Annotated in this window: 8 protein-coding genes; all 8 read right to left on the bottom strand. The window is 52.6% G+C overall.

Features of this window, described 5'->3' with window-relative positions:
- Positions 1-9: 9 nt before the first annotated feature.
- Positions 10-2,694, bottom strand: a complete 2,685-nt coding sequence (locus MKY82_RS12480) for a PBP1A family penicillin-binding protein (RefSeq protein ID WP_339296186.1) — start codon at positions 2,692-2,694, stop codon at positions 10-12.
- 186 nt (positions 2,695-2,880) lie between these two features.
- On the bottom strand, positions 2,881-3,120 hold the full coding sequence (hfq, locus tag MKY82_RS12475; protein WP_071218242.1) for an RNA chaperone Hfq: 240 nt from the start codon (positions 3,118-3,120) through the stop codon (positions 2,881-2,883).
- Between the two features lie 53 nt (positions 3,121-3,173).
- Positions 3,174-4,121, bottom strand: coding sequence for a tRNA (adenosine(37)-N6)-dimethylallyltransferase MiaA (miaA, locus tag MKY82_RS12470; protein ID WP_339296185.1), 948 nt, complete (start codon positions 4,119-4,121; stop codon positions 3,174-3,176).
- Entirely contained in the window at positions 4,111-4,890 is a 780-nt protein-coding gene (locus tag MKY82_RS12465) for a class I SAM-dependent methyltransferase (RefSeq protein ID WP_339296184.1), read from the bottom strand. The genes miaA and MKY82_RS12465 overlap by 11 nt, the downstream gene beginning before the upstream one ends.
- 17 nt (positions 4,891-4,907) lie before the next feature.
- Complete coding sequence (gene mutL, locus MKY82_RS12460) at positions 4,908-6,893, bottom strand: DNA mismatch repair endonuclease MutL (RefSeq protein WP_339296183.1); 1,986 nt, start codon at positions 6,891-6,893, stop codon at positions 4,908-4,910.
- A gap of 38 nt (positions 6,894-6,931) precedes the next feature.
- A complete protein-coding gene (gene mutS / locus MKY82_RS12455) occupies positions 6,932-9,700 on the bottom strand; it encodes a DNA mismatch repair protein MutS (protein WP_339296182.1) in 2,769 nt (922 codons plus the stop codon).
- A 398-nt stretch (positions 9,701-10,098) separates the two neighbouring features.
- Positions 10,099-11,349: a hypothetical protein gene (locus MKY82_RS12450; RefSeq protein WP_339296181.1), complete on the bottom strand. Its 1,251-nt coding sequence runs from the start codon at positions 11,347-11,349 to the stop codon at positions 10,099-10,101.
- Between the two features lie 106 nt (positions 11,350-11,455).
- A complete protein-coding gene (locus tag MKY82_RS12445; RefSeq protein ID WP_071218248.1) occupies positions 11,456-12,022 on the bottom strand; it encodes an outer spore coat protein CotE in 567 nt (188 codons plus the stop codon).
- Positions 12,023-12,032 lie beyond the last annotated feature (10 nt).

The raw sequence follows: 12,032 nt of genomic DNA, 5'->3' as shown, positions 1-12,032 counted from the left end.
TCAAATTCATTATGGGCTGTCTTGAGACTCGTCAGATCCGTCAACCGGATCCGACGGCTCCACAATGGTTCCCGGTACCGTAGGAATATTGCCCGAATCGGTTTCGGTTCCTCCAGTGCCTGTGTCGCCATTGTTAGATCCATCTCCCGAGCCATCCGATCCATCGCCAGGAAATTGACCATCTTGGCCATTCCCGGCCCCGTTTCCATTGTCAGGAGGATTCGTTCCATTACCGTTACCATTACCATTTCCGTTGCCATTGCCTGGGCCTTCACCATTCCCATTGCCTGGCTCGCCATTACCGTTGCCGTTTCCGTTCCCGTTGCCATTCTCATTTCCAGGAGGGAACTCATTGCCTGCTCCGTTGTCACCTTCATCAACCGGAGGCGGTTCCTGGATGTCTCCCGGATCGGGTTCCAGATCCTCAGGCGGCAATTCCTCGGAAACAGCCACGATTTGTAAAATGTTCGAAGGTTCCGACTCATCGCCGGTTGATGGATCGAAGGCCGTCACATAATAATCGTAAGTCAAACCTTCCATCGCACTCATATCCTCGATAGCGGTTCCTCCCAAGGAATCGAGAATGCGGGTGTATTCCGATTCCGACGTTTCCTTACGGTACACGCGGTATTGAATGTTGCCGTGAACCGGATTCCAGCTCAGTGATACAGTCTGAGTCTCCCCGTTATAGGAGCCCGTCAAACCGCTGACTGCAGTTAATGTCGTTTCTTCTACAGGCGGCTGTACCGGCTCGGTACTCGGGAAGCTCTTGGCTTCATATCCCTGAACCGCCTTCTCCATTACTTTGCCCCATAGGGAAGCCGAGATCGAACTGCTTCGTTTCAGCAGATGCTGCCGGTCAGGGTTGTCATAACCCATCCATACAGCTGCCGTTAACTCCGGCGTATATCCGACAAACCATACGTCGCGGTTTGAGCTGACGCCCTTATAGCCGCTCTGCGTGGTTCCGGTCTTACCGGCTACCGGACGGCTGATTCGAGCATTTCTACCCGTTCCGTCCTCTACGACGCGCTTCATCATGTCTGTCATTTGCGAAGCCGTCGAAGCACTCATTACGCGCTTCCCTTTGCTGCCTTTATTCTCATGCACAACCTTGCCTTTGTTATCCTTAATCTGTTTGATCGCAAAAGCCTCTTTAAATTCTCCGCCATTGGCAAAAGCGCTGAAAGCCTGTGCCATCTCAAATGTGTTCGTACCTGTATCCATTCCGCCGAGGGCCAGGGATAAGTTCGCATCGCCTTCGGTCATCTTGATGCCGAGACTCTGTGCAAACTCGAATCCGGCTTTTACGCCGATTTGGTTCAACAGCCATACGGCCGGAATGTTCTCGGAACGCTGAATCGCTTCCGGCATGCCAATGGTCTCCGAGTAACCGTGCAGGTTGTTCGGACAGTAATTGCTGCCAAAACATTGCTTTTTATTACTTAATCTGGAGTCCTTCGTAAACTTCCCGGATTCCAGCGCCGGTGCATACGATACAATCGGCTTCAAGGCGGATCCCGGCTGACGACGGCTGTCGGTAGCCCGGCTGAACCCGCCGCGCGTATATTCCCGTCCACCGGACATGGCGACGATACCGCCGGTTTCCTGGTTTATGATGACCATAGAACCTTCAACCGGCACGTCGTCCGGACTTTCTTCAAAGTTTTCCGGATTCTTGAACTCTTCTTCCATTGCCGTCTGGGCATTCACGTCCATCGTGGTGTAAATCTGATAACCGCCGATGTTAACGTCGTCCTCGGTAAGGCCCCACTTCTCTTCTGCCTCTTCCATGACATAATCGATAAACGCTGTATATTTCTGCTGTCTTTCAGGCGGTGTATAAGCATAGTCCACTTTTTTGGCTTCCGCTGCCTCTTCGGCCGTGATATACCCCTGCTGTTCCATCAGGGTCAATACGACCGCACGACGCTCTTTGGAGAGGTCAGGATTCTTAAGCGGATTATATCGGGACGGTCCCTTCGGCATTGCCGCAAGTGTCGCCATTTCCCATAAATCCAGCTTGTTCAGATCCGACTTGCCGAAATAACGCTCGGATGCGGCTTTGATGCCGTAATAAGGTCCTCCGAAGTTAATCCGGTTTAAATACATCTCGATAATTTCCTGTTTGCTGTGCTGACGCTCAAGCGCCAGCGCGATCGACATTTCCGTCGCCTTCCGGAAGAAGGTTTTATCCCTGGTCAAGAATATATTCTTCGCCAGCTGCTGTGTGATCGTGCTTCCGCCTTCAACCATGGAACGGGCCATGATATCCTTTACCGCTGCGCGGCCGATCGACCACATGTCCACGCCGTTGTGCTCCATGAACCGTTTATCTTCTGTTGCAATGAATGCTTGTATCAATTTCTCAGGAATATCCTCGTACTTCACGGGATCACTCTTCTGGAGGGATAGTTCGCCCATCAGCGCGCCATTACGGTCATATACCTTGGAAGTACCGTATGCGGTCAGCTTATCCTGATTCTGCTCCAGCAGCTTTTCACCGCTGATCAGGATGAACAAATAACCTGCAAGCGCACAGAAGATCGCAATGACGGCCGTGAAAAACAACGCCCACGCGATTCGCTTTCCCTTGCCCTTTTTCTTCTTCGCATTCGGTTTCGTGGTTTTGGATGTCTTCGAGTTGTCTTTGTTTTTATTCAACCGTGACATCTGATTATCTTTTCCAGCCATTTGTCCCCCTCCTTACTCCCTTGCGGGATCAAGCCTTCTGACTTTAAGTCGTGCCTCGGAAAGAAAAGAACAACCTTCTCAGGTTGCTCTCTGCACTCCTTATAAGCTAAACGAATTATAAACCAAAAAGTTTCAAATTAATCAGTTGACGGTATGATTCTGCTCTTTATAAAACCATTCTAAAATCTATTGATCGCTGCTGTTATCCTGCATCAGGGACACATTACGCTGCGGCATGAACGTGGAGATAGCATGCTTGTACACCATTTGCTGACGGCCGTCGCTGTCAATCACGATGGTAAAATTGTCAAAAGCTTTGATCGTTCCACGGATCTGAAAGCCGTTTGTAAGGTATACCGTGGCCGGAATGTTCTCTTTGCGCAGTTGGTTCAAGAACGTGTCTTGGATGTTAATGGACTTGTTCATTAGCCGTACCCCCAATGGTTCATTTAGATTGTTTTGAAAATATATTCAAGATTTCAGTGAAACTTTCCTGCTATTATAGCACGGATTTTTTGATAGTTTGCAGAAAAATTTCCCGAGTCGGTGACGTCTACCCACTCGATGTCCTTCATGTGGCGAAACCAAGATAGCTGCCGCTTAGCGAATCGGCGTGTATCGCGCTTGAGCAGCACGACGGCCTCCTCGTAGCTGAATTCTCCGTTAAGGTATGAAACGATTTCCTTATAACCCAACCCTTGCATGGATACAAGTCCCGGAGCGAACCCTTTGTCCATGAGCGCCGCCACCTCATCAACAAGTCCCTGGCTCAGCATAAGATCAATTCGCTCTTCAATACGGTTATATAGCATTTGCCTGTCCATTGTCAAACCGACCAAGCATAAGTCATAGGGAGATTGCTTGGTTTGGGGCGCCAGCTGGGCCGAAAGTGGGACGCCGGTCATATGGTATACTTCCAAAGCACGAACGACCCGACGTAGGTCATTAGGGTGAAGCCGTTCGGCCGTTTCAGGATCAACCTCTGCCAATTTTTGATGAAGAGCCTCGGCTCCGTGTTCATTGGCATAGCGGAACTGCGCTTCCCTAAAAACTTCATCCGCTCCGGTCTCGCTAAACTGATAGCCGTAGCACACCGACTCCACATAAAGGCCGGTTCCGCCAACAATGAACGGAAGTTTTCCCTGCTGCGTGATCTCCGTAATGAGCCTTTGGCTTTGCTCTTGAAATTCGGCTACCGAATAGGGGTGATCGGGCTCGTGAATGTCAATGAGATGGTGGGGGACGCCTTCCATTTCTTCGGCTGAAATTTTGGCTGTTCCGATATCCATTCCCCGGTATACCTGCATCGAATCGCCGGAGATAATCTCACATCCGAATTCCTTCGCAATTTCAATACTCATTTTGGTTTTACCTACAGCTGTCGGTCCAATAAGAACGAGCAGTTTCGGTTTGGTTTCAACTGTCAATGGAAATCACTCCGTACGTTATTTTCGATTTTCCCCGTTCAGGCAATGTAAAGCCAAGCCGTTCAAACTCTCCGCTGGATCGCGCTTCCTTCATGACAACGGTTTTGCGCGCGACCCTGACCGCTTCTCTCACACTTTCCATTTCCAGCGGCTCCCCGTTTGCATAATGTCTCAAAGGATGGATGGAAGCCGATTCGGCGATCGGTTCACGGAACATCGGATCAAAATAAACAATGTCTACGCTTCGGTCCGGCAGCGACTTTAAATATTCCAGGTGATGACTGTGCTTGACCTCGATTCGCCTCATCGCCTGATCACTGGCCTCCAGATGGCTTTCATAGGTCCGAAGCCCTTCTTTCAGCAGCGCATACAAGGGAAGCGAGCTTTCCAGAGCAGTGATCCGACTGTTCGGGCCGCCCTTGCCCGAAAATACCAGGGAGTCGGCTCCAAGCCCCGCCGTACAATCCAGTACGGAATCCCCTTCCTCCATTCCGGAAGCCTCCAGCATGGGATCGGGTTTTCCGCTCAGTACGCGTTTCAATCGGACAAACCCCATACTCGGATGAAATTCCATGACCGATCCGTCCGGTCCGCTTAGACGCACATGTCCGTTGAGTACGACCAACACGTCGTCATCTCCGGACCTGCGTGCTAATTTTCGCAATGAATGACCGCCGCGCTGGACATAACGGCAGCCGGTTTCCCGGGCTAAACTTATCGCGCGCTCCACAATGTCCGGCGCTTCCGCTTCTCCAGTTGTTATAATCATGAAGGTCCTCCTTGCTGTTACATAACGCGCTTAAACATTTTCTCCAAATCATAAGCCGAGAACGAAACCACAATCGGTCGTCCATGCGGACATGTGTACGGCTGCCGGCAGGCGCCCAAACGCTGTATCAACGTCATCGCCTCCTGCTCCGTCAGCTTCTGATTGGCTTTGATGGAAGCCTTGCAGGAACACATGATCGACGAGGTTTCTCTCAGCTTGGCGATATCGATATTGCGTTCGCTCAGCACCCATTCAGCCATCTCTTCGATAATGGCCTTCTCGTCGCCCTTGGGGAACCAGAACGGATGGGAGCGCACCAGGAAGGTATGACCGCCAAAAAACTCCATATACACGCCAACCTTTTCAAACCAGTGCAGCCGTTCCTTCACCTTTTCCGATTCCGAGGGCGTAAATTCCAGCGTAATCGGCAGCAGCAGCTCCTGGGATGCGTCTGCCGGGTTGCCAAACTGTTCGTAGTAATACTCGTAGTTAATCCGCTCATGCGCGGCATGCTGATCAATCAGGTACAGCCCGGTATCATTCTGCGCTATGAGATAAGTACCGTGATGCTGGCCGATAAGCGTGAGCTCCGGAAATGGCGGGATCTCTGGAGCTGGTCCTGAGGCCGCCTGCAGCCACTCTTTCGTTACGGCAGGAATTCCGGCATTCCCCCTGGTCTCATTGCGGTATTCACTGCGATAAGAAGAAGCTGCTGCCGTTTCCCGCATTTGCGAGGTGGCGGATGTACCTGCTGCTCCGGACCCATAAGCGCGCTTGATATCCGGCTCAGACCGGGTGAAGACCTGCCCCTCCGGCCATGTCGCTGCAGGTGGCGCCTTGAGAGGCATGTTTCCGCCAATTGAAGGCTCGCCGCTTCCGGGGATCGCGATATCCCGTTCACTGCTGCTGCCGTTCGGCGAGGCATGGCTTTGCGCAGGAGAAAATTGCAGCTGTTCCTGGATATAGGCGTTGTCGCTTTTGCCAATATTTTGTTTGGCCGGGCGTGGAATCAGGATTTCCTGCTGCAGCACCTTGCGAATTTCTTCCTCCACCAAAGCGAACAGCTCCTGCTCTTTACTGAACCGCACCTCCAGCTTGGAGGGATGCACATTCACATCAATCAAAGAGGGGTGCATGGACAACTGAATGACAACGAGCGGAAACCGGTTGATTGGCAGCAGCGTATGATAACCTCTCAAAATCGCCTGCATCAAGCCGTAGTTCCGAATATACCTCCCATTGATGATCAGCGACATGCCGTTACGGTTTGCCCGGGTATAATCCGGGCGGCTGATATATCCGCTTAGCGTGTAGTCCATATTCTCCGCTTCAAACGGCAGCATCGCTTTGGCCGATTGGGTACCGTATATGGCCGCAATGACCTGAAGGGCATCGCCGTTGCCCAGCGTCTGCAGCAGCGAGTTTCCATTGTGCCTGAGCGTAAAAGCAATATCCGGCCGGGAAAGGGCCAGACGATACATATAGTCGGATATATGCCCCAGCTCGGTTTGGATCGTTTTCATATATTTCAGCCTTGCCGGCGTATTGAAGAACAATTCCTTCACGAGAAAATCCGTTCCTCGGGGTGCAGCCGTTTCTTCGTTCACGCGCAGATGACCGCCTTCGATTTCGAGCACCCGTCCGCGGCCATCCTGAGCATTGGACGTAACCAGACGCACCTTGGATACGGCCGCGATGGATGGCAGGGCTTCGCCCCGGAATCCAAGGCTGGTGATTTGAAACAGATCGCGGCCTTCAGCGATTTTGCTTGTCGCATGGCGGTAAAAAGCCGTCTCGCAATCCTCCGGATCAATGCCGGCGCCGTTATCCGTTACGCGAATGCTGTCCAGTCCGCCTTCTTCGACCGTTACGTCAATCTTGGTGCTCCCGGCATCAATGGCGTTCTCGACCAGCTCCTTCACAACGGAGGCAGGCCGCTCCACCACCTCACCGGCAGCAATCTGGTTTGCAATATGCTCGTCCAAAATCCGAATAATCCCCATCGTTCCTACCTCCGTTTCATTTCATCCCCATGCCAAAATCACATATCCTTCGCTTGAAGCTTCAGGTCGTTCAGGAATTGCATGGCCTGAAGCGGCGTCATATTCATCACGTCCGCGCCTTTAACGGCAGCAATGAGGCTCTTGACGGCAGGATCTTGAGAAGTTTCCTGCGCCATGGAATGCTGATCCTTGCCAGGCTTAACACTCGGTTCAGGCACTTCCTCCTCGCCAAAAATGGAGAGCTGCACCACGCCGCCCTTCCGGTCGGCGCCGCTCAAGCTTTCGGTATACGGCATCTTATCATCACGATGCTCATATACAGCTTCCGATCCGCTTCGTCTCTCATCGGAAGGAGCTGCGGCAGCTGGCTGCTCGCGCTGAATCACAATCCCTTGCTCCGATGCCACCGCGGCCAGCGAGGCCATCTCCAGGCCCTGCAGGAGCCCATAGGCGCGGTCAATGATGCTGCCGGGCAATCCTGCCAATCTCGCACAGTAAATGCCGTAGCTGCTGTCAGCCGCGCCAGGGATCAGCTTGCGGAGAAAATGCACTTTGTCTCCGCTTTCCTGAACCGCCATGGAATAATTTTTGAGACCGCCAAGGCTTTCCTGAAGATGGGCGAGCTCATGGAAATGCGTGGATACCAATGCCTTACAGCCGATATGGTCATGCACATACTCAATCACGGCTTGCGCAATCGCCATGCCTTCACTCGTCGACGTACCGCGTCCCAGCTCGTCGATGATAATCAGGCTGCGGGGCGTTGCTTTTTCCGTCATGACCTGAATATCCGCCATTTCCACCATAAAAGTGCTCTGGCCGCCGATCAGATCGTCTGCCGCTCCAATGCGGGTAAAGATACGGTCCACCAGCGGGATAACCGCGCGCTCTGCCGGAACAAAGCAGCCCATCTGGGCCAAAATCGATAACAAGGCAACCTGGCGCATGTATGTGCTTTTTCCAGCCATATTCGGACCGGTAATCAGCAGGATCGAGGAGCCGTCCTTGCGTAAATCCGTCCCGTTCGCGATAAACGATGAATCCTTCATGACGGCTTCCACGACAGGATGACGACCGCCTTCAACGATATAATCATACCCTTCGCTCAGCTCCGGCTTCACGAACCGGTATTCCGCGCTGACCGCGGCCAGGGATTGATAGACGTCAATCTCGGCAATGCGCTCCGCGAGCTTTTGGAGCCGGCTCACTTGGGTATTCAGCTTGTCCCTGAGCTCGGTAAAGAGAGCGTACTCCAGATCCACCATCTTCTCCTGCGCCTCAAGGATCAATCCTTCCTTCTCCTTCAGCTCGGGCGTGACATAACGCTCCGCGTTCGCCAGCGTCTGTTTGCGCTCATACCGGCCTTCCGGCAGGGACGACAGATTGGACTTCGTCACCTCGATATAATAGCCGAACACCTTGTTGTAACCGATCTTCAGCGACTTGATCCCCGTAGCGGCGCGTTCCTTGGCTTCCAGCTCGGCGATCCAGCGTTTGCCGCTGGTGCTCGCTTCACGAAACTCATCCAGCCGCTCGTGATAACCCGGCTTGATGATGCCTCCGTCACGCACGGATACCGGCGGTTCGTCAACAATCGCATTCTCGATCAGTTCGCACAGATCGTCGCAAATATCCGTATCCGCAGCCACCCGGCGCAGCGTCTCGGAAGCAGACTCGGCACACAGCTCTTTCAGAGAAGGAATTTGTCTTAATGACAGCTTGAGCGCGTTCAAATCCCGTCCGTTCGCGCTGCCGAACGCAATCCGGCCGACCAATCGCTCTAGATCGTATATCTCTTTAAGCGCCATCCGCAAATCTTCACGCAGTATGTACTGGTTATACAAATGCTCAACAGCCTCCAGCCGCTCTTCAATCCGGCTGCGGGACAGCAGCGGTTTATCGATTCTCCGCCGCAGGAGTCTGGCTCCCATCGAGGTTTCCGTGCGATCCAGAAGCCACAGGAGCGAACCTTTCTTCGAACGCTCACGAACCGTCTCAACCAGCTCCAGGTTGCGTCTGGTGAACGGATCCAGAACCATGTATTGTCCCGGTTCATAGGAAGCAATCTGCGTCAGCTGCCCCAGCGACCGCTTCTGCGTCTCGCTTAAATACGAGATTAGCAGGGATATGCAGGCTCTTCGCTCCTCTTCCAGGCGGGCCCAAGCCGGCTCACCGAACTGGGTGCGTACCAATGCGTCCTCCCTACGATCCCATGCCGTATAGACGATGTTGCGGCTGCCTGGAAGCGCCTGAGATGAAATGATATCAAGCAGCGCCGCGTCCCCAATAATCTCGGAAGGCTCATAAAGGCCAATCTCATCCCGCAGCCATTCCTCCGAAGATGGAACTGACGTCACATAAAGCTCCCCGGTTGACAGATCGCATGCCGATAAAGACATCAAGCCGCCCGTTTCCGTGACACACACCATGTAATTGTTCGACTTGTCGTGCACAACCTTGCCGTCCATGATGGTCCCCGGCGTGACGACCCGAACGATTTCCCGCCGCACCATGCCTTTGGTGACTGAAGCATCCTCCATCTGTTCGCAGATGGCGACTTTGTACCCCTTCTCAATCAACCGCTGAATATAACCCTCCGCGGAATGATAAGGGACTCCGCACATCGGTATTTTCTCTGCACCGCCGCCTTCGCGGCCGGTCAGCGTAATCTCCAATTCCTTCGATGCAAGGATTGCATCATCAAAAAACATTTCGTAAAAATCGCCTAAGCGGAAAAAAAGAAACGCATCGCGCGCTTGTTCTTTGACCTTCAAATATTGTTCAATCATCGGCGTATATTTAGCCATGACGTACCTCCATTACCTTCTAGCTTGACCTCCATTATAACAGAAATTGACCGCAAGGCATTACGGTTTAACGTGCGCGTTCAAAAAGGTCGGTTTTCAGCACCGAAGCTTATGCTTCCGATGTGCGTTTGTTCAAAACGCTTCAGTTGGATGAAGCTAGGGAGTGAGGAGCGGAGCGTACGTAGTTTGTACGTGAGCACCGGAAGGCCCGGCTGAATTCAAGATTCGATGCCGAGTTGCTTCTTAATTCACTTCGTGTTAGATATAGGATTTATAAGTTATCAACGGAGCTGATGAAATTCTATATCGCAAGAAAACCTACCTTTGAATCGCGGTCGCTCATCCTTGATTGGCCTCGATTGGTTTTCTTATCAAAATCGGACTTTTTGAATAACCTCTTAAACGGGAATATTCCACAGCGGCCTGATATCTCTGCTTTCATCCCAGGCCCGCCCCGCTTCCATGTGAGCAAGCGCAAGTTCGATTTCGCGGGCAAAGTCCGAATATTCCGGCAGCGCTAATAAATCCCTGTGCCAGCCTGCGATACATTCTTTAAGCACGGACTTGTCGCCTTCATAATAGGCGCGATGGTAACGCTCCGTATTGAATGGCCTCGCCAGCAAACGGTCGCTGTATCGAGCTGCCAGGTAGGCAACATACAGTGACACCTTCGCGACAAGCGGGGAAACGAGAAAGCTGGGGAGCGTACGGTATTCAAACCCGCCATACGGCTGCCTCCGAAAATCCCCCAGGAACCCATAACGCGGTCTGCGAGAACGTCCCTTGGGGTCTTCGAGCAGCGCCAGCGGCAGAGCCAGATAATTGTCCAGCGTCTGAAGAAGGGACAGGGAGAGCGGTACTCCGCTGAAATGAATATGACCGCCTAGCGGGAAATCACCATAAGGCAGCGCTCCTGCCCTCCATGTCAGCGAACGATCGGTAATCAGGCTCTGGGCTTGACGCAGAGCTTTTTGCATTTCAATCATTAACGCCTTCGGATTCGCTCTCGGTAACGGTCTGAGCTCGGCAATGGGGTAAATGACCTCCCCCCGAAAACGAACGGCGTCACTGCCGACCGATCCGCCGCGCTCCATAAATTCGGATGCAAACACAATCTCCCCGTTATCCTTCATCAGCACAAACTCGGGATCCATCCCCATGAGCAGCGGCGCAGCCAAAGAGGATTCACTGTCTTCGTTATGCGCGGGAAAACCTGCCGCCGGCATCCCCTTCGCACTCATGACGGTTTTAATCCGGCCCGCTTTCATGCGGATGTCCTCGACTACATATCTTCGCCCGGGTCGGGCAATGATGATAACCTCTCCTTCATCCACGCCCAGCGTATACAGCGACCGCAGGGCCGCTTTCTCCAATCGCCGATGCAGGCCATCCTCATACCTCCCGGTCTCGGGGTCAGGCTTAAACATGACTTCACCGCCGCCGAGCTGATAGGAGCGGATCGAGACTACGGACAGCTGCTCAACATGAACCGCGAACCTGGCCGTGTAATGCTTTTCCTCAACCGAGCCCAAGCCCAGAAGGGACGGTATTCCGGATCTGGACAGACGTGCCTGCGCGAGAAGCACAGCAGCTCCCTTCAAGGGTACATATTCTTTTACAGCAGCTGGTTTTACTTTAAATTGAGCCATCTCCTAGTCCCCCTGTAAAAAAAATAAAAAAGAGGGCATCCGCCCTCCGCAAAGCTGCCCTCACTGCATATGCTAAGATTAGAATCATTCCTACAGGAGGGTTATCTTACAGTTCATCCTCCAGACCTTCGTAATCAAGGTCTTCGTAATCATCGACTTCGTCTCCCAGGACGTAATCGAATTCTTTGTCCTCGTAATCGCCATGATGATGGCTGCATACTTTGACAACGACCTTGGTCTCGGCAATCAGCTCCACCGCGTACTCTCTCTCTACCCGCAGAATGACACTCGTGCCATTCGAGGATACGCTGGCCTCAACGCAGCTCGGCTCCTGTGTCGCTTCAGCCGACACTTCCACCGTGGATGCACGATGCTTCGGATCCAGATAGGAAAGAGGCACGCGTTCTACATACGATACCGTTTCTTTCGCCACATCGGTCTGTGAATTTTTGTCATAGGAATACCAGATGTTAACATCGTAAGTACCAATAACTTCAATTCCGTCTCCGGCGGCAACCGCCTCGTATTGATGGTTTATAATCCAAGCCCCCAAAATACTGGTCGGATTATTAGGCGGAGTCACGGTATGTGTTACGGTAGAGAATTTACGACCCTTGCCGCAGATCGCCTTCGTGATGATTTCTCTACATTGGTGTTTATGACTCAATGACATCTTCGAACCT

The organism is Paenibacillus sp. FSL W7-1279 (assembly GCF_037969845.1).
Classification (GTDB): Bacteria; Bacillota; Bacilli; order Paenibacillales; family Paenibacillaceae; genus Paenibacillus_AQ.
Note: the sequence above shows the minus strand (reverse complement) of the source record. Positions and strands in the feature narration are given on the sequence as shown.

Excerpts from the sequence above, each read along its gene's own strand:
- mutL (WP_339296183.1), bottom strand. The coding sequence starts at position 6,893 with ATGGGGATTATTCGGATTTTGGACGAGCATATTGCAAACCAGATTGCT.
- MKY82_RS12465 (WP_339296184.1), bottom strand. The coding sequence starts at position 4,890 with ATGATTATAACAACTGGAGAAGCGGAAGCGCCGGACATTGTGGAGCGC.
- MKY82_RS12450 (WP_339296181.1), bottom strand. The coding sequence starts at position 11,349 with ATGGCTCAATTTAAAGTAAAACCAGCTGCTGTAAAAGAATATGTACCC.
- MKY82_RS12480 (WP_339296186.1), bottom strand. The coding sequence starts at position 2,694 with ATGGCTGGAAAAGATAATCAGATGTCACGGTTGAATAAAAACAAAGAC.
- MKY82_RS12445 (WP_071218248.1), bottom strand. The coding sequence starts at position 12,022 with ATGTCATTGAGTCATAAACACCAATGTAGAGAAATCATCACGAAGGCG.
- hfq (WP_071218242.1), bottom strand. The coding sequence starts at position 3,120 with ATGAACAAGTCCATTAACATCCAAGACACGTTCTTGAACCAACTGCGC.
- mutS (WP_339296182.1), bottom strand. The coding sequence starts at position 9,700 with ATGGCTAAATATACGCCGATGATTGAACAATATTTGAAGGTCAAAGAA.